Origin of the sequence: Halocatena halophila (assembly GCA_027563145.1) — an archaeon.
GTDB lineage: Archaea > Halobacteriota > Halobacteria > Halobacteriales > Haloarculaceae > Halocatena > Halocatena halophila.
On record CP071306.1, the window covers coordinates 1,776,182 to 1,795,624 of the forward strand.

12 protein-coding genes, 1 tRNA gene and 2 rRNA genes are annotated in these 19,443 nt (G+C 56.6%); 8 read left to right on the plus strand and 7 right to left on the minus strand.

Annotated elements, in window-relative coordinates; all coding sequences use genetic code 11:
- Window positions 1-3: 3 nt before the first annotated feature.
- From JXQ78_RS09460 to JXQ78_RS09485, 6 genes are all read left to right on the plus strand, one after another.
- Window positions 4-2,920 (plus strand): 23S ribosomal RNA (locus tag JXQ78_RS09460).
- Window positions 2,921-3,022: 102 nt separating this feature from the next.
- Window positions 3,023-3,142, plus strand: a 5S ribosomal RNA gene (rrf, locus tag JXQ78_RS09465).
- A 230-nt stretch (window positions 3,143-3,372) separates the two neighbouring features.
- Window positions 3,373-3,448 (plus strand) — tRNA-Cys (locus JXQ78_RS09470).
- A 240-nt stretch (window positions 3,449-3,688) separates the two neighbouring features.
- Entirely contained in the window at window positions 3,689-4,927 is a 1,239-nt protein-coding gene (locus JXQ78_RS09475; protein ID WP_330630517.1) for a hypothetical protein, read from the plus strand.
- Between the two features lie 55 nt (window positions 4,928-4,982).
- Window positions 4,983-5,414 (plus strand): DUF6884 domain-containing protein, encoded by a 432-nt coding sequence (locus tag JXQ78_RS09480; RefSeq protein WP_330630518.1) that lies wholly within the window; start codon window positions 4,983-4,985, stop codon window positions 5,412-5,414.
- A gap of 283 nt (window positions 5,415-5,697) precedes the next feature.
- Entirely contained in the window at window positions 5,698-6,324 is a 627-nt protein-coding gene (locus tag JXQ78_RS09485) for a uracil-DNA glycosylase (protein ID WP_330630519.1), read from the plus strand.
- A gap of 97 nt (window positions 6,325-6,421) precedes the next feature.
- On the opposite strand, the gene JXQ78_RS09490 is transcribed toward JXQ78_RS09485, so the two are convergent.
- From JXQ78_RS09490 to JXQ78_RS09505, 4 genes are all read right to left on the minus strand, one after another.
- A complete protein-coding gene (locus JXQ78_RS09490) occupies window positions 6,422-7,951 on the minus strand; it encodes a TROVE domain-containing protein (protein WP_330630520.1) in 1,530 nt (509 codons plus the stop codon).
- A gap of 528 nt (window positions 7,952-8,479) precedes the next feature.
- Window positions 8,480-8,923 (minus strand): SRPBCC family protein, encoded by a 444-nt coding sequence (locus JXQ78_RS09495; protein WP_330630521.1) that lies wholly within the window; start codon window positions 8,921-8,923, stop codon window positions 8,480-8,482.
- A complete protein-coding gene (locus JXQ78_RS09500; RefSeq protein ID WP_330630522.1) occupies window positions 8,920-9,069 on the minus strand; it encodes a hypothetical protein in 150 nt (49 codons plus the stop codon). Before JXQ78_RS09500 ends, JXQ78_RS09495 begins: the two co-directional genes overlap by 4 nt.
- A 167-nt stretch (window positions 9,070-9,236) precedes the next feature.
- The gene (locus JXQ78_RS09505) at window positions 9,237-9,974 is read right to left on the minus strand and encodes a hypothetical protein (RefSeq protein ID WP_330630523.1); all 738 of its coding nucleotides are present in this window, start codon (window positions 9,972-9,974) and stop codon (window positions 9,237-9,239) included.
- Between the two features lie 215 nt (window positions 9,975-10,189).
- On the opposite strand from JXQ78_RS09505, the gene JXQ78_RS09510 reads away from it, so the two are divergent.
- Entirely contained in the window at window positions 10,190-10,441 is a 252-nt protein-coding gene (locus JXQ78_RS09510; protein WP_330630524.1) for a hypothetical protein, read from the plus strand.
- A 257-nt stretch (window positions 10,442-10,698) separates the two neighbouring features.
- Here the strand turns inward: JXQ78_RS09510 and JXQ78_RS09515 are convergent, their stop codons facing one another.
- Together JXQ78_RS09515 and JXQ78_RS09520 are read right to left on the minus strand one after the other, a co-directional pair.
- Window positions 10,699-11,205, minus strand: a complete 507-nt coding sequence (locus JXQ78_RS09515; protein ID WP_330630525.1) for an anthrone oxygenase family protein — start codon at window positions 11,203-11,205, stop codon at window positions 10,699-10,701.
- A complete protein-coding gene (locus JXQ78_RS09520; protein WP_330630526.1) occupies window positions 11,193-11,342 on the minus strand; it encodes a hypothetical protein in 150 nt (49 codons plus the stop codon). The genes JXQ78_RS09515 and JXQ78_RS09520 overlap by 13 nt, the downstream gene beginning before the upstream one ends.
- Before the next feature lie 139 nt (window positions 11,343-11,481).
- On the opposite strand from JXQ78_RS09520, the gene JXQ78_RS09525 reads away from it, so the two are divergent.
- A complete protein-coding gene (locus JXQ78_RS09525; protein WP_330630527.1) occupies window positions 11,482-11,931 on the plus strand; it encodes a winged helix-turn-helix transcriptional regulator in 450 nt (149 codons plus the stop codon).
- Between the two features lie 153 nt (window positions 11,932-12,084).
- Here the strand turns inward: JXQ78_RS09525 and JXQ78_RS09530 are convergent, their stop codons facing one another.
- The gene (locus JXQ78_RS09530; protein ID WP_330630528.1) at window positions 12,085-19,194 is read right to left on the minus strand and encodes a DUF4011 domain-containing protein; all 7,110 of its coding nucleotides are present in this window, start codon (window positions 19,192-19,194) and stop codon (window positions 12,085-12,087) included.
- Window positions 19,195-19,443 lie beyond the last annotated feature (249 nt).

The window sequence follows — 19,443 nt, forward strand, 5'->3', positions numbered from 1 at the left end:
TTACCGTCGTGGCTACTGTGCCGCGTGGTGAATAGCTCGGCTCGAGTGCCGACGAAGGACGTGCCAAGCTGCGATAAGCCTCGGGAACCCGCATGGAGGGGTCGAACCGAGGATCTCCGAATGGGAATCCCTACAACAATTGCTTCGCGCAATAGGGAACGTCCAGAACTGAAACATCTCAGTATGGGCAGGAAAAGAAACCGTAAGGGATGTCGTTAGTAACGGCGAGTGAACGCGACATAGTCCAAACCGAAGCCTTCGGGCAATGTGGTGTACGGGCTGGTCAACAACAACGGAGCTTCCGCGAGAAGTCTTCTGGAATGGAGCGTGATACAGGGTGACAACCCCGTATCGCAGAAGCACCGTTGGGGACCAGATCCCTGAGTAGCGGGGGTCGGAAATCCCTCGCCAATGTGGCAGGCATCTACTGCCAAGACTAAATACAACTCGAGACCGATAGTGGACAAGTAGCGTGAGTGAACGCTGAAAAGCACCCTGAGAAAGGAGGTGCAATAGGGCTTGAAATCACGCGGTGATAGAGCGATGGGGCGTAGAAGGCCGATCGAAAAACGACCTGGGGGCGACCCCACTGTAGGAATCGATCGGAGCCGACGTCTTATCGTGCGTTTTGAAAAACGAGCCAGGGAGTGTACCTATGTGGCGAGTCTAACCCGATTATCGGGGGAGACGCAGGGAAACCAACAAGGCCGCAGCATTGCAAGGGCCGCCGTGTTCAAGCGCGGGGAGTCATATGGGTACGACCCGAATCCGAGCGATCTACGCGTAGGCAAGGTGAAGCATGGCGAAAGCTATGTGGAAGCCTGTTAGGGGTGGTGTCCTACAATACCCTCCCGTGATCTACGTGTAGGGGTGAAAGGCCCATCGAGCTCGGTAACAGCTGGTTCCAATCGAAACATGTCGAAGCATGACCTCTGCTAAGGTAGTTTGTCGGGTAGAGCGACCGATTGGGGTGTCTGCCTCCGAGAGGAGTCAGTGCCCCTGTCAAACTCCAAACCGACAGACGCCGTGGATGCAGGGAGTCCGGTGTGCGGGGTAAGCCTGTGCACCATGAGGGAGACAACCCAGAGCTGGGTTAAGGTCCCCAAGTGTGGATTAAGTGCGATTTGAAGGTGGTCTCGAGCCCTAGACAGCCGGGAGGTGAGCTTAGAAGCAGCTACCCTCCAAGAAAAGCGTAACAGCTTACCGGCCGAGGTTCGAGGCGCCCAAAATGATCGGGGCTCAAATCCACCACCGAGACCTAGCGACACGTGTTAGAACGTGATTCCGTAGATTGGCGCTCCGATTGGGTGGAAGTATGGGATAGATTTCATATGGACCGATCGGTGACGAAAATCCTGGCCATAGTAGCAGCGATAGTCGGGTGACAATCCCGACGGCCGAACAGACAAGGGTTCCTCAGCAATGTTCGTCAACTGAGGGTTAGCCGGCCCTAAGTCTCACCGTAACTCGAATGAGACAAATGGGAAACTGGTTAATATTCCAGTGCTGTTGTGCAGTAAACGCCGACGCTTTGGGGTCGTCTGAGCCGGGCCTTCGCCCGGTCGAATCGTCGAAATCCGTGGAAGCCGTAATGGCACGAAGCGGACGAATGTCGAGACAGAGCAATTCAGACCAACCTAGAGCCCGTGAAAAGGCAAGCACAACATCCGTACCAAGATCCGACACAGGTGTCTGTGGCTGAGAACGCCAAGGCCTGTCGGGGACAACCGACGTTAGGGAATTCGGCAATTTAGTCCCGTAAGTTCGCGATAAGGGATGCCTGCCCCGGAATGGGGCAGGTCGCAGTGACCTAGACGCTCCGACTGTCTAGTAACAACATAGGTGACCGCAAATCCGCAAGGACTCGTACGGTCACTGAATCCTGCCCAGTGCGGGTATCTGAACACCTAGTACAATAGGACGAAGGACCCGTCAACGGCGGGGGTAACTATGACCCTCTTAAGGTAGCGTAGTACCTTGCCGCTTCAGTAGCGGCTTGCATGAATGGATCAACGAGAGCGTCACTGTCCCAACGTTGGGCCCGGTGAACTGTACGTTCCAGTGCGGAGTCTGGAGACCCCCAAGGGGAAGCGAAGACCCTATAGAGCTTTACTGCAGGCTGTCGCTGGGACATGGCCGCTGATGTGCAGCATAGGTAGGAGTCGTTACACAGGTAGCTGCTACTAGCAGCCCACCGAGACACCAGTGAAATACTACCCGTCAGTGGCTGTGACCCTCACTCCGGGAGGAAGACACCGATAGCCAGGCAGTTTGACTGGGGCGGTACGCGCTCGAAAAGATATCGAGCGCGCCCTAAGACCATCTCATCCGGGTCGGGAATCCGGAGCAGAGCGCAAGAGCAAAAGATGGTTTGACAGTGTTCTTCCCAACGAGGAACGCTGACGCGAAAGCGTGGTCTAGCGAACCCATTGGTCCCGCTTGATGCGGGCAATGGCTGACAGAAAAGCTACCTTAGGGATAACAGAGTCGTCACCGGCAAGAGTACATATCGACCCGGTGGCTTGCTACCTCGATGTCGGTTCCCTCCATCCTGCCCGTGCAGCATCGGGCAAGGGTGAGGTTGTTCGCCTATTAAAGGAGGTCGTGAGCTGGGTTTAGACCGTCGTGAGACAGGTCGGCTGCTATCTATTGGGGGTGTTTGGTGTCTGATGTGAACGGTCGTATAGTACGAGAGGAACTACGGTTGGTCGCCACTCGTGTACCGGTTGTCCGAAAGGGCATGTGCCGGGCAGCGACGCGACACGGGGTAAGGGCTGAATGCATCTAAGCCCGAAACCCACATAGAAAAGAGACACCGCAGAGATCACTCGTATAAGACGAGGTCGATAGACTTGGGGTGTGCGCGCCGAGGCAACGAGGCGTTCAGCCCGCGAGCACTAACTGATCAAAGCCACTTATTCGTACTGGACTCGAGAACGGGTCCGGGCGCAAACTGGATTGCACGTACGCGTAATACACCGATCGTGGTCTTCGACTACGGTTCGATTCCGTAGATCGGCATTGAGGCGGCCACAGCGGCGGGGTCAACTCCCGTACCCATCCCGAACACGGAAGATAAGCCCGTCTGCGTTCCAGCGAGTACTTGAGTGCGAGAGCCTCTGGGAAAACTGACCCGCAAGGGTGGCCAAGTGCAGGTCGAGGTTTGCCAGCTATAGTACACGCAGGGTTCGTCCCGGTGGAATTAGCGAACAGACTGTCGACGCCTGTTACTGGTGGTTCGCCGCCTTTCCATTCATACTTCATTCATATTTGCCTTGAGCAACAGCTTCGTTGCTCAGGGCTATTTTCATTTTGGAGAGCGACTGCCACATCGCTACCCTTATCTCGTTGTATCCGAAATCCATAGCTAGCGCCAAGGTGGCAGAGTCTGGCCTTACGCGGTCGCCTGCAGAGCGACTATACGCCGGTTCAAGTCCGGCCCTTGGCTTCCGATTTTTCAGTGATGATACGGTCGCCAGCAGGGCGACTATACGCCGGTCCACCGGTACGGTGGGCCAGGGAACGAAATGAACGGAGTGAATGGAGTGACTGAGGTTCAAGTCCGGCCCTTGGCTTCCGATTTTTATGTGTGGTTACGATGGCTAGCAGAGTGGCTCTACACCAAGGATGACCCCCGAATGCCTATGTTAATGAATGTGTATTGAACGTATTAGTAGAAATGTCTGTCATGCTTGCCGAACCTACCGTTCTCGCTGCCGCCAAAGAGTGCCTCTATCCGGATCTCGATCGCAGCCAGGACCAGTATGCAGTCACCGAAACGCAGTTCACGACCCGGACGTGGGGTGGGTGGGAGATTCCAGAAGCCGTGCGCAGTCGCCTCGCGCCGTTCAACACCATCCAGCTCGCAGCGGGTGAGCCGGACCTTCTCGGCATCGGCATGCCGGCTCTCGATGTGCTGAATAGTGAGGCGACAACGACTCCGGTCACCGTGATTGAAGCAAAGGGCCATAACAGTGACCCGAGCACTGCAGACGTTGGCACCGGCATTACGCAGGCTCACAGTCATCTTTCGGAGGTCAACCTTGGATACGTCGCAGCGCCCATCCAGAGTATCTCAGATTACGAGCGGTCGCTTGCGCGCGAGCTGAACGTCGGTGTAATTGGTGTGGTGGAGCCTACGGAGGCTACCCTCCTTGAACCGGCTCGTGTGACCGGCGGCGGCGACTTTTCCACTACGATCGATGCGATCAGATTTCAAGCGACTCCCCATCACCTCACCGACGCGAGCTTTCCGGTGAACCACCCGAAAAACTACCTCGGCTATGTGCTCGCGCACGTGGCTGTTGAGGAGACGAACGAGATGTACTCCAGGCACGTGATCAATGATCCCTCTGCTGGCCGCCATGGTGCAATCTTACTCGGGCTCATCGACGATGGCCCAGAGGGAGAGACGCTTACCCACCTCGGCGCAGAAGTCGTTCGCTTCGCCCGTGCAGAGGAAGGGAGTGTCGCGAAAGCGCTTGAGAAATTCGCGTCGTGGAAGGGGCGACAAAAGCGGTTCACCGAGCTCAATTCACACTGGGCGCAACTCTCGCGCTCGATTGCCATCCAGTACGAACCAACGCAACTCATCGTCGAAGCGCTTGAGTGCCTCCACGGGCGGGGTGTCACCTCCGCAACGATCGACGACGTGGTTCAAGAGGCGTTCAAGCGCAATCGAGCGCTCACCGTTGAGGTGTTTTTCGCCCATGGCCGGCGTGATGGCGTCCTCACCGCCGGCGGCGAGCTTGATGTGTCCACGCTCACCGACCCAGACGTGTACAAAACAGGGATTCACTTCCAATTTAAGCATTTCCTGCGCCACGTCGGTATCGTCACACGCGGTGGGACAGACAAGAAAACAGAGGTACTCTCCAACGAGTGGGCGTTACAACAGTCGGTTACCCAGGAAACGATCGTGTATTAATGCGATTTGGGTGATGATCCTCACGAGCTATTTCACAAGCCCGCAAGCGTTTGGTATGGAAATTGGTCTTGTGAGTTGCACAAAGCACAAGCGCGACCGATCGGCCCGGCCGAAGGATCTGTACGACGAATCAGCCCTGTTCAGGAAAGCGCGCCAGTTCGCTATGGCGAACCACGAGGCGTGGTATATCCTCTCGGCGAAACACGGTCTCCTTGAACCCACTGGCGACCGTATCGAGCCGTACGATGAAACATTGACCGGTGCTCCAATCCAACGGAAACGAAACTGGGCACAAACCGTCTTCACGCAGCTTTGTGAGATTGGGGTACTCACCCACGAATCGCGGCTCGTGTTCCACACTGGCCGCGATTACTACGACGAACTCATCCCGCTTTTGAACGAGACAGACACCGCAATCACAATCGAGACTCCGACAGCTGGGCTCAGATACGGTGAAACGCTCGCCTGGTACAACGACCAGCGGTGACGACAGTCTCGGTGTTGCTCACCCCACGATGCAAGCGGCGAACGTCTCCACGATTCGAACGTGTGACACTCAGCCGATCTCTTTGCACGCTGGTCTTGTAGACCCTCGCCGAACACGCTGTGTTGTCCTCGGTTGTGGTGCCCATTAGGGATGATTCCCAATCGGGTGCTGGTCAAAGACGACTGACATCTCTCTATGTTCGTTTTGCGTGTGGCGTTGGATTGTGATGGCTTTGGGACTGCTGGACCGATACATTCACCGTGATTTGTTACGAATCTGCTCTATGCCCGCGTTTCCTGATTCATCCCTTCAGAATCCACTCACCGTTTCGTGCGAGCGGTGTCCAGAGCTCACCGCCGCGCGCACCTGTATCTCGTGGGGCGTTGGGCCGCCCGATGCTGAGATCGTCGTGGTGGGCGAAGCACCCGGGGCGGGTACTCCCGACGCTGAGCGCTGGCAGGGAGGCAACTGGACCGGGATGGCCTACACCGCGCGTCACTCTGGGCGGCTGATCCGCGAACTCATGGCCGACGTCGGTTACCCCGATGCGTACTATACGAACGCCGTCAAATGTTTTCCGAGCGATGGTGACGGCTCGAATCGCGAGCCAACACAACACGAACGCGACAACTGCCGGCCGTTTCTCCGCGAAGAGATTGAACAGGTTACACCGCGGTGTGTCGTCGCCACTGGCAAGCACGCAACCCAGTCGCTGCTCGCAATCGAGGGCAGACAGATTGATGGCTTCCTCAAGTTGGTGTTGGAGCCGATTGAGTGTCCAACGCTGGGCTATCCGGTGCTTCCGATTTTACATCCCTCCTATCAGGCGGTGTGGCTCTCGCGAATCGGACACGACCGGGATTCGTACCGCGACGCCCTTACAGCCACCCTTGGAGCGATTGAGGACTAGATACGAACGTTCTGATGAGTGTTGTCGCTCGTGTGGACCGCGCATGTTCGTGAACCCGCCTGGATCCCACCAGTTGCATCGGGCATTGTTGTGGCGTTCATTGCGGCTCGAACGCCTCGATCTGCTTGATTGTGGCGGTGGGGTTTTCAGCCCACTTGATGAACGCGAGTACGTTCTCTGACCACCCAGAGATATTGAAGACGTTCTCATAGCCCTCTGGGGTGATCAAGTCGCCGTAGGCCGCCATATCGAGCAGATAGAGCGCAGCATCGGGCGCGAGTTCATCCCGATAGGCGTCGAACTGGGATTTGACGGAGTGCTCATCGCGTTCGGTGAACGGTGTGTTGTCCCAGATCTGCATATCGGTGATGATGATGATCCGATCGACGACGTGCTCAGACGCACGCAGGTGCTCGATCGCCTTCCAGCCGTTCGTGGCGGTGCCAACCTCCTCGTCAATTCCGAGAATGGCGTCCAGGCGCTGCAACACGGGCGTGTCCACGTGTGTGGGGATGCGCTGGAACGCATCGCCAAAGCCACCGACGGTGGCACCCTCATCGGCCAGGATTGCACCGAACAACGCGGCGATCTCTTTCATTCCTAGCGTGCTGTGTTGGGTGAGAAACATATCCATCGAGCCGGACAGATCTACCGCGACGAGCGTGTTGTCAAGGTCGTCAGGAATGGTTTCAACGGCCACATCGATCGCGGCCTCCAACCAGCGCTCGATTTCTGGGGCCTGAATCCCGTCCTCTGCCAGCGCGGCGTAGGCCTGATAGTACCGAAACGGCGAGAGCGGCGCGTTGCGAACCGCATCCAACTCCAGGTGGTCAACGATGGTTTCCTCGGGGACGCCCGCCTGGAGCATGTTCCGGAGGTTCCGAATCGACGCAAAGAGCGGGAGAGAGTACGTCTCGTCCTCGATGAGCCGCTCCCATGCGGCTCGGGTGTTGCCGCGCTCGGAGATGACGGTCTCCCAGGTGTTGGGCGACGCCAGCGGCTCGACGCCGGGATAGTCGTCAAGATCCCCACGCATGAACCGCTCGAACAGCCTCGCTTGCTCGTCATCAATCGGCGTTGGGTGCACGCGGTTGAACACATCAAAGAGCGTCACCTCACGGCGCGAGAGCGTGTACTTACCCAGCGTGTAGGCGTCGGCTTGTGCGACGAGCACGTCCTCGATCCCGCGCCGGAGCGGCCACGGTGCCGTCCCGCCGAACAGCGTGTCGTGAACTGCGAGCGCAGTGGCAGTCTCGTCCAGCCGCTGGATGATCGCTGATGCCCACTCGCGGATGAGCGATTCGGAGGAATTGTCCTTGAACCGCTCATCATTGGCCGCCAGCACGAGCAACACCTGTGGGATTTCGCGTAGATAGCACTCCTGGCGCGCAAACGCCGCGAGTCGGAGGATGAATTCGGGATCTGTGTCCGCCACCGCGTCGAACCGACGGACGAGCGCCGTGAGCTGTTCGTCATCAGCTTCGTAGAACGAACCCTCCAGCAACTGGTTGACCGTCCGCTTATACAGCGCGAGTCGTGGATCGACGGGCGCGAACGCCTCACCCCCCTCGTGGTTGGTGGTCCGCGTGGCCTCGGCTATCGTCTGTTTTGGTGCGTTAAACTCCATACTATCATCTGGTGCACATCGGAAATGAGAGTGTGGCCGGAAAATCGCCAGAGTGGTGCGGGATTTGAACCCGCGCTACACCTGTGGAAGTATCACTCCAGCTCGACGGCCACGATCTCAGCAATCGCGTGCGCGCAGAGACACAGCAGGTCGCATTCACCCCACAGCGTCTCGATGCTATCGCACGAGAATGCTCTCAATCATCACATGTATTCTAACTGTATTAATAATGTCGGTTGTATATCATCGGGTGATACACCTTTGCTGGAGTGTGTTCGAGGTATGTTACCGCTGTATATCCACCGTCTGGCATGTATCGAGGACTCACGAGTAGCGAGTCCAAACATGACTCCTGGTTCATTGTTGGTGTCCGGAACGAAGGTATATCTGATCACCAGACCTGCCTCGTTGATCTCGTCGTGTCGACCAACCCAGTGATCAGAACAGCTGATGTGGTGTGGCCGTTGGTTGGTCTCGTTCGGTACAGCTCCGAGAAATCTCCGAACGATTCGTAAAAATCGTAGTTCCCTAAAGGCGTTCCTCGAGCGTGTCGAGCATCTTCGTCCAGCCCTCGACTACACCGTCCGGTAGCGGCTCGGGAAACTCCTGTGTGAGGACCACGACAGCTCCGTTTCCGGCGTCACTAAATTCGTAGGTGAGCCGGAGCTCACCATCTTCAATTTCTTCGCGGGTGCCGAGCCGTTCGTAGTCGACGACTTCTGTGTACACTCCGTCGTTTTCGATGGTGTGCTCGCCGTCGGTCCAGGTGATTGCCATCGCACCGCCCGCTTCGAGTTCGTTCGCGTGGACTGTCGCCTCCATCCCCTCGGGGACGAACCACTGTTCGAGCTCATCAGCATCGGTGAACGCCCTCCAGACCCGCTCGCGGGAGGCATCGAACGTTCGACGGATTGTGAGTGATCGTTCGCTCGTTTCGATCTCGGTTGTGTCGTCTGCGTCAGGAGTTGTCATCGCTTTACTGTCTCCAGATGGATGGCCAGCTCGCTGGAGCTCTGCTGACCAGCGACGAACTGGCAGGCTGGTTCTCGATCGATTGGGTGTCCAAGCGTCGAACCACTCACGATAAAATCCAGATCATCTGACTGGCGTTCAACCATCTAGTTGAATGCACTCTGCTATGTATATTAAGCACTCGGGAGAATAAAATTGGAACGACATTCAAAGATGGGTGCTCTTAACTCGTTATTTTGTTTCCGCCATGAGCTGTCCTGCTGGGGCATCGAATCAGGATCCGTCGTCAGTTTTCAACGCCAGCGATGATGAGTCAGACCGTCGCTTCGATCGTTTCACTCTCTGCAATGAGCAGTTCGAATGCCGCCGCGATCAATGCTATCTGGAGCACTCCTTGGAGCGCACCGATGAGGGCTGATATAATCTGACCGATAAGTCCCATACCAAAGAGCGAACTGATAGATCCGAGGATAACAAAGACAATGGTGATTAGTACGCCGATTATGAACAACGGAATCCGATTTCCGGATGCGAGCCCCCAGCTCGATTTGAGTGCTTCGATGGCGTTTTCGCCCTCAACGATCACGAACACTGGGAAGAACAATAGTGAAACCATCAGGAAAAATCCTGGAATGATAAGCAAAATGAAGCCCACAAAAATCAAAATACTGGTGATTAACCCTCCAATAAACATATTCACCAATATCCACGCAAAATTGTCCGTGAAGTCATCACTATCGAGTTGATCTGGTCCATCGGAAATGAACGCTCGGTATCCTCCCATGTTTACCATCAGTCCTACAACTCCGAGTAGGAGTATGAAGAGGAGTCCAGTAAGAGGATGAATCGCGCCAAACAATGGTTCGACCATTGCTGATTCCATCGCGGGCGTGTAGGTATCTTGCTGCTTGACTGCCCAGACTGCGATTCCTGCCCCGATCTGTGATGTGATAAATGTTAGAATTGCAACTAATCCGATAAGCTTGGCTCCAGCATCGGAAAAGGTGTGATCGATTCCTTGGCTCAACGTGTCCGAAATATCCAGCGACATACTTGTCTTCGTATCCCCTATTACTTTACTTGTTGGGATGTCAAACACGAATTACGCTCCATTTACTATCATTGCAATGTTTATATTTCTGGAAAGAATAATCGATGTATGCCAGTCACGCTATCCCTGTGTTTTGGGCCGGATTGCAATCACTGTGCGGTCTGTGGGCGATACGCTGCTTGGCGGTGTGGACAACCGTCAGGGAGGCAATAGCGATGAGTTTGCTCACAGCAATCGTGATCTTTCTTGTCGGCCTGGTTTCTGGCATTATCATTAGGGAGTTTGCGGGAATCGCCGCAGTAGGGGCGTTGTTGCTCGTCGTGTTCGGCATCACAACTCCGAACGTCGAAATCATCGATTTCATCGTCTCACAATACTACCAGAGCAATGAACTGCTGTTTCTGGCTGGACTGCTGTTCGGACTTGATGCGAATCGAACTCGTCGCGTGATCACGAGTCGAGACTGACGGAGAGGGTATTATCGCTCCTCGTAAGCGAGGAGCGTTGTCTCACACTACTCTTTGAGAGTTGTTTGGTTCAGGAGAATCCCATGATGCGCCCGCTTCGCCAGAATTCCCCCGAAGATCAGTTATGTGCTCTTAGCCCACCAAAAGCACCCTACGACGTGATCGAAGATAGGTGGATTGCGCCGGGAACCAGCCGTTCGAGTGTCGAATAATGCATCAATCGAACGACTATCGCGTCCATTGCCTATGATTTTCACTCACGCGATCGATACCGTCGCAACGAGCGACAACACGAATGAGACGACGGCAGCCACCGTTCGAACGTGATTCCATCGTGTCCACCGCGATCGGATAGACCGCCAGTCGTTTGGGGGCGACTCGACGGACCACGCTTCGATGGCGTCGTTCATCGGAATATGCATACTCGACGTGACGCCGACAGTCCCGACCAGGTAGACGAGTGACGCTACGATGAACAACTGGCCGTGCAGTAGCATCCAGTGTCCACCGACGAATACTACAAGCGTACCGATGGCCGGGACGACGATCGCACCACCGAAGGCGATTCCAAATGCTGGGTTCAGAATCTTCTCGTTGACTGACTGCATCACTCGCGTGTATGTCGACTCCCCGAGCGTGTTGAGGGCCAGCACCACGCTCACCGAGTAGGCGAAGAAGAGACCGGCCATGAGCCCAATCAGGACGGTTGACGTGGCAAATAACCCAATGAGGAACAGGTCCGACTGTCCGATCAGTCCAGCCATGGATCCTCTCCATGATGTCGAGCTACCGTTGCCGTCCGTTTTGAAACGATCATCTCCCGGAGCCGCTCAAGGACCTCCCAGCCAGTGGCGTCGCTTGCGCCCGTAACGAGGATGTTTGGTGGAGTACGTTGGCTCATATCCTGGAACGTTCTTCGACTGGCAGCGGGAAATAATGTCAAATTTCTGCTTTGAAAGTGACTTTCGTGGAGGTAAGCGGGTTGCCAATTCGGCGCTTCCGTCCGCGGCTATATACAACCATCATTCGTACTGTCACACATGGTAGAATCAGACGAGGACGATTCTTCCTCGCCAACACCCGATCAGGGGGGCGCTCGCTCGCAGGAACACAGCTCTGCGGATGTTGTTACCCAGTATTTTCACCTTCTCGACGGTGTGCCTCCCATCGACCAGACGCCTGAGGAGCTGCATGTAACAGTGAGCGACCTCCTTGAACTGCTCACGAAGGCATACGCTATGGATATCCTCTTTCATCTCTTTTGCGAACATGATGCGCTCCGTTTCAACGAAATCGAAGCTGCTACAGGTGCGTCCCCGAAGGTCCTTTCTCAACGATTGAAGGAATTCGGCGATGCGGGACTCATTACCCGGCGGTCCTATGACGAGATCCCGCCCCACGTTGAGTACGAACCGACGCGTATGGCAGAGGAACTCGATCCCGCATTTCAATTTCTCTACGCGTGGGCGGATCATCATGACATTGATTGACAAACCACCCGTTAAATCGCTTCGCCAGATTCAATGCGTCCTCATCGCGAATCACTCTGCTGACAACTGTCTGTATCTTTCCATGAGTCTTGAGAGGATTAAAACGTCCATATAGCGCGTGCGTCCAGATGGAGTTTGCTCGAACCGGGTGCCCTACGACGACTCGATCGCCTCGTCGATAGCGGTGGTGAGCCGGTCAAGCGCCAGTTCGCGGTTGGTCGTCCAGTTCGGCGACCACACACGGTGGACCGTCCAGCCCAGTTCCTCTAGCACTTCACGGCGCAATCGATCCCGGTCTCGGGCGGTATTGGAGTGGCGATACGCCACGCCGTCGCATTCGATGCCGAGCACGTACGATCCCGGCCGTTCTGGGTGCACAATAGCCAGATCAACGCTGTAGCCAGTGCGATCAGCTGGTCGAACCACGGTGTAGCCCTCGTTTTTGAGCGCTGTCTCGACGGACGCCACGAACAGATCGGTACTGTCGCCGTCAGTATGCTTGAGGCCACCATTTTCGCTTTCCTCGCGAGCGTACGTCAGATACCGCTTAAACAGCTCGACACCCTTGCTGTCTGTCCGTGAACAATCGATTTCCTCGGGCAGGATCGAACTGACGACGGTGACCTGCGATTTTGCCCGGGTAATTGCCACGTTGAGCCGCCGTTCCCCACCAGCTTCATTGAGCGGGCCAAAATTCATCGATAGCTGGCCGTTTTTGTCTGGTCCATAGCCGACGCTAAACAGGAGACGATCGCGCTCATCACCCTGAACGACCTCGAGATTCTTGATGAAAAACTCGTTGAGCACGTCGTCACTGGCGACGAACGAATCGAGCGTGCTGTTCGACGCACGCCGGCGATCGAGCTCATCCTGAATTGCCCGCTGTTGTGCGCTGCTGAACGCGACCACGCCGAGACTTGCTTCGGGTCGCGTTTGTGCGTGGGCTTCGATACAATCGACGACACGAACCGCCTCGGGACGATTCTGGCGCGTGCCGCCGCGATCATACACCCCATCCTCGACATACTCGAAGGTAACGCCGGTCGAATCCGTCGGCTCATTCTCCGGGAACGTCTGCAGCCGACCGTCGTAGAACTGCTCGTTCGAGAAGGCGATGAGCTCCTCTGCGTTACTCCGGTAGTGCCAACGGAGCGTTCGCTCCGGAAGAACCGTTGTGGCCTCCTCTAGAATGCTGGGGCTGTCCTCGCGCACCGCATCGTCGGTCGCGCTCTCGGCCGTGAAAAACGATGTCGGTGGAAGCTGCTTCCGGTCGCCAACGATGATCGCCTGCTCGGCACGAGCAATGCTACTCACCGCATCGTGTGGCTTGATCTGTGACGCCTCATCGAAGATGACCGTATCGAATTTGATCGACGACGACGGACAGTACTGTGCGACAGACAGCGGACTCATCATGAAACACGGCGTTAGCGTCGTGATGAACGATCCTGCCGCGTCGAACAGCGAACGCAGTGGCTCACTCTGCTGATCGATCTGTTGACGGAGAATCACCTCTTCTTCTCCGGGTGTGTGTCGTTCGTCGAACGTTGGCTGGCGGTCTCTCACGCGCCTTCGGATCGCCGCACGTGCTAGCTCAAGCTGTTCGGTGTCGAGTGCTCTGAACGACTCGATGTACCGTTCGAGTTCGGCAACGCTGAATCCGCCGAGATCGGTCTGCTCGTACACGCCATGCAGCCAGTCGGTGTAAAATCCCTTTTCGAATGCCCGAACGAGCTCGTCAGGATCGTAGGATCCCTCAAGGAACCGATCGACGTAGTCGGCACACACCGTCTCGCGGACCGTTTCGAGTTGTGCTTCGAACGTGATGCGCTGTTGGAGTGCTGGTACGTCATCGCGACGCCCCTCGAAATATGACTGGACCGAAGAGAACGGTGCGTTGTGTATTTTCTCGCCGTCAATTCGGATCTCGCTCGTATCCATCATTGTATCGAACGTTGCGTATGCCGTTTCGAACCGCTTGAGCAGTTCGTCGGTCCGCTGGCGGATGGTTTTCACATCGGCGAGTCGATCGTCGAACAGCCGGTCTCGAACGGGGACGATCAGCTCGTCATCGAACGCCTCTAGCCCAGCGATCCACTGCTGGGCCTGGATGAGCGTTTCCCAGTCCGTATCTGCTCCTGCATAGAGTGGCCCCAGCCGATCGATCACGTCGCGATATTCCTCGCGCTCGGCTTCGATTCGCTGGATCTCTGCAAGCTGTCGCGTATCGTCGAGAAGCTGTTCGTGATCCGGTTCGTACCCATCGCGCGCATGATTCGTGATCGTTCGCTTTAGTGATCGGTACGTGGGGTTAACGGACCGAAGGCTGCCGAATGCCGCCAGTTCGTCGGTGAGTTCGATACCATCCAGTGCGAAAAAGCTCCGCCGGTAGTTTGCTTCGAGCTCTCTGGTCTGGCTCTTTCGCGCCCGTTCGAGCGTCGCAAGCGCCTTGAGTCGTGATCCGTCGGTGACGAATGCCTCATCGAACAGCGTGTCCCGCCAGGGGAGCTGTGGTCGATCGTCGAGATGGGCGAGCAAATCGTCGACCGTTCTGAGCGTATCGACGGTTTCTACCTCCAGACCGATCGCCGCCGCTATCGATTCGCGTACGGCATCCATCTCCTTGATCGTCTCACTGAGCGTTTCGAGCGCGCGCTGGGCCTTTGTCCCGGTTTCGACACCCCATTCTGTCAGCCGCGTGTGTCGCCACGGATTCGTCTCATAGCGTTCGATCTCCTCGTCGTATCGTGCCAGCGTGGCGAGCGCGTCGATCGCCGTCGTCACGGCTGATTGTGAAACTGCCAGCGGCTCGACGTCACCAATGTCGATTCGTGGGGCCGAAGATCGACCGGAGCGAATGCCAAACACCTCATAGACGGTCAGATCCCACCCTTCTGGAGCAAATCCCAGCTGATCGCCGTACGCGTTGATCGCCGCTCGGTGCTCGCTAAGCCGCTCGATTGCGCTCTCTCGGTCCACTTTGGGCTCCGCTTTGGCGGTGGTGAGCGCCGCTTCGAGCGTTTCGAGCACTTGCTCTCTGTTCGCTCGCTTGCCGTGGACTTCGAGACAGAACTGATCGAGTCCCACTTCCTCGAGCCGGCGTTTTACCACATCGAGCGCAGCCTGTTTTTCGCTCACGAACAGCACGCGCTCGCCAGCAGCGAGCTTCTCGGCGATGATGTTGGCGATCGTCTGAGATTTTCCAGTGCCAGGAGGACCCTGGAGGACGAAATTCGTCCCGCGCTTTGCGGCCTCGATTGCGGCCTGCTGGCTCGAATCAGCATCGAGCACCTGAAACGTATCAGCAGGATCGACTGTGTCGTCGAGTTCGGCTACTGCGGGCGGATCGATCGATTCATGGGCCGAAAGCAGGGGCGATTGGTTTCCGGCCAACGCCTGCACGACCGGATTGTCCGCGATCAGCGCTCGATTGCGCTCGAGATCGGTGTAGAGGCTGAATTTCGAGGAGTCAAAACAGCCCAACACGACGGTCGGCTCGATCGAGACGTCAGTGACACTGGACAGTGCCTGAAAGACGGATTCGAACGCCGCGTCGATCACAGAAAGCGAAAGCGCCTCGTCTGTTGGCAACTCCACGTCGTGGGTTGTGGCCAGCTTCTTTCGGAGCGCTGGGTTCAACTGGAGTCCACAACCCCTGGTTTCGATGACGAACTCGACTGTGGAGTGTTCCTGTGAGTCCGATCGAGAGAGATCAACCGGCACCAGAAACAGCGGCGACCGTGTCTCGGTAGCGTTCCCGTTGGGGACCCAGCATAGCTGTCCAAGTGCGAGATAGAGCGATTCGACGCCGCGTTCGCGACGGTGTCGTTTGGTAGCGCGTTCGATCGTTGGCAACGCGCGAGCCACGTTCTCATCTATCAGCCCGCTTGAGTGCGCTGCGTCTACGATTACATCAGAGCTCCCATCGCCCGTTTCGGTTGTCGAGTTGCCTATCCACAGCTCACCGTCCGATTCGAGCGCCCTCGCGACCGGAATTGGCCTCGCGTCCTCGAACACTAGCTGCGTATCTGAGGGCTCAAACGAGATCAGATCGTTTCGCCGAGAGAGGTCGAGCAGTTGCGATTGGGCTTCCTCAATGAGTGCAGTAACTGCGTCGTCGCCTGTATCGGGTGCCGATTGGGGACGGTTTGGTGTGACCTCGGAGATTGGTGTGACCGCTTCGTCCCAGAACCGCTCGGTTGTATCCTCATTCGTCGGTGGTTCGGTTTCGGACGCCACATCGACGGCCGGTTCGCTGGGAAACTCTGCAAGCAGCGATCTAGCAGCCGCGAGTTCGTCGGCTGTATCGACAGTGATCGGCAACGGTTCGCTCGATTCCGGCGCAATCGGGCGGACCGGACTGGCAGGTAGCTGTGCCGTGTCGATCCCAGCCAGGTCGTCTTCGGTGAGTGGGACCGTGTCGATGCACTGAAACTCGGTTACGTTGTTGCCGTCGCCGAACAGTTCTCGATACGAGGAGATCGTAAAATCAGTCCGATCACGCTGCTGGTCGCCGTAGCCAGTTGTGGCTCCGTCGAGGCCATCACCGTAGACGAGCGCTTCGAGGTCGGACTGCCACGCCACGATTGGCTGTGACTGGGTGTCTTCTTCCTGAAGTCCACGATGTGTCACGACGTACTGTACTGCAGTCTGAAAGAGCCGGAAGCATTCATAATGCTCGGCGAGTGGACTGCGCGCTTGGTCGTCTGTAGCTGTCGGCTGGTCGTCAGCTGGCTGTGCGTCCGGTGGCTCCGGTTCGGTGGGTGTCTCTGTGTTCACGTTCTCGAAGAACTCTGCAACCCGTGGTGCCGTCTGGGCTGCGTGGTCGATGATTACCTCTCTCGTGAGCAACTTTGCAGGGTCGTCATCGATTGCATCTGCAATGATCGTTAGCGCCTCCTCGTGGAGTTCCTGCAATGGATTTCCTTGATCTTGTGGTGTCTCGATCTCGTCGGGTGGGTGGTCTGCAACGACCTGCTTGAGCGCTCTAATTTCCTCTTCGATTGTCCCTGTGACGCGCTGGATGATTTGCTGTGGGACGGCAGTCGCTTCGAGCGCGTTCGGAATTGGCCCCTCGATCGCCGTTTCGCCATCGTTCGTCGTGTCTGTCGTGTCACGCCCGTCGTGTTGCCAGGTGTACTCCGTCCATGCGCCGAGCATCGCGGTCGCATCAGCGGTGTCAGTCTCACACGCTTTTTTGAAGGCACTGAGATGAGCACGCCGATCGGGGGTCACTTCCCATGAAGCGGCCGGATCTCGTTCGAGCAGGTCGATAAACGCACTGCCATCGGTAAGGAGCGACTCGAACAGATCGGGATCGAGTCCGTCTGCCATCGAAAAACCAGGCAGGCGTTCGAACCGGTCGCCGAGCGCACAGAAAGCGGCTGCGTGTTCGATGAGACGCTTCCCGTCCTCTCTCGGAACGGCAGCTTCACGCGTTGGTGGGACGCCAACCACGTTGTAGAATGTCGCGTGCTTTGTGGTATCGGCGGGGTTTCGGAGTACGCGGCCGATCCGCTGGACGAGCGCCGGGTTAACGCCTCCCGTCGCCATGTTGATCGCGACCGATGCGTGTTGCATGTCGATTCCCTCGCCGAGGAGATCACCGGTGCCGAGCAGGACGTTATTGGAAGCTGGCGTATCGAACGCATCGATCACCGTTCGCTGTTCGTCGCCGGATTGTGCGCTCGTCACAAGAAAGACCGATTCGGGATCTGAAAGCACGTCCTGTAGCCGCGTTTCGAGCGCCTCGACTCCGGCGTTGCTGTCGGCGAGCACGACGACATTTTCGGAGTCTGCGTGTTCGACGACGAGATCGACGATCGCATCCAACGAGGGGGTGAGATTCCACCGCTTGGTCTGTCGAGAAAACAGTCCCGTTACGAGATTGCGAAACGTCTCGTCGTTTCGTTTCAACTCGTTACCAGCGTTCGTGTGTGAGAACTGTCGAACGTCGTCGAACGTGCGCAACGGTGTGTCTGGTGTTCCATCAATATCTTCGCGTTCAAGCGTCGATTGGACCGTCTTGAACGCCGATGTGACGCGGTCGGTCAGCGTCTCGAGCGACGTTCCGACGAGTTCGTACGGCGCATACTGCACTTCCCAGTCGAACGAAGGGATGATGCCGTCGGCTCTGGCTTCCGCGACGGTGTAGCGCCCGAGTTCTGGTCCGACTCCATCAGACAGCCGGGTTGTGAGCGCGTTGCTGTCGTCCCCAGCCGTCCCGACTGATCCAGACAGCGCGAGTACGTTTCCAGAGAACGACTCAAGCAGCGACCCCCAGCCACTGGTCGTTGCGTAGTGGTGTGCCTCATCGAGCAAAACGATGTCGTCGTCGCTCCGTGGGGAATCAAGCAGTCCCTGTGGCGTCCGAAAGTGGATTGTTCCCCACGCGAGAGTGGCGTCGTTGGCTGCGATCCGTTCCAGAGGGACGTTCAAATGTGTTGCAAACAGCCGTCGCCACTGCTCAAGCAACAGCTCATTGTGGGCAACGACCAGTACGTCGGTTCCCTCAATATCCACCTGCAGGCTGTCTGCAGTCTGGTCTGTGGGATGGAGTTCGCCGTAGGCAAGCGCAATCGTTCCGAGCCCAAGGACGGTTTTTCCAGTGGCGGTTGCCATATCAACGTAGCCACGCCCATCGTTTTCACACCACGCCGCGAGTGCCGTCCGCTGGTGATCCCACAACGGCACCATCATCTGGGGTTCGTCAATCAGAGCGCGCAACTCCGCAGTGTCGCTCAGGTCGATCCCGTCAACGATTCGATCGATGACCGATATCACCCCATCGTCTCCAAACAGCCGTGTAGTGACATCTGCAACCGTCCCTCCGGTGACCGTGAGCGATCTCCCCCCGTGTTTCAGGAGCAACTTTTCGATCACTGCTCCCGTTGCCGTCTGCACGTCCGCAATATCGAGATTCGCTGTCGTCAATCGATAGCTAAGATCGTTCAACTCATACACCAGTCCGCCAATCGTCCGGTCAGAGACGTTCTCGAGTACCGACGGAACGTCGGTGTGGGTTCCAGTCGTCGTTTTCACGCCGCGACGGTAGTAAGGTCCCAGCTCCCGACCGAAGTTCGTCTTCGATAGATTCAGATCACTGATCTGAATGTTCGCACTCAGATCCTTCGCGATCTCGTCGATGTAGGTGGCCCACTCCGTTTTCGGGCGGTCGATGAGAAACGAATCGTGGAATTTCTCTCCGGCTGATTTTAGATTCTGTGTCCGATCATCAGCGAGATCATCGATATTCCGCACCATTCTTACCTGGTGTTTGTGCGTCTATCTGATAAATAAATCTAAAATAGTTGGCTATCTTTATGATATGATTGTAAATATGTTTACTACGTAACTATGTTTTTGTGATTCTGAGGTCTGGAGAATCATCCTCCATCGAAGGTTCGGCTATCGAACAGTGAGATATATTCTCATTCGGATCTCCCATACCAACTGCTACGGAGGTTCCCTGCTGTCGAACGCATTGTTGTGAAGCAAGCACGATTGACACGT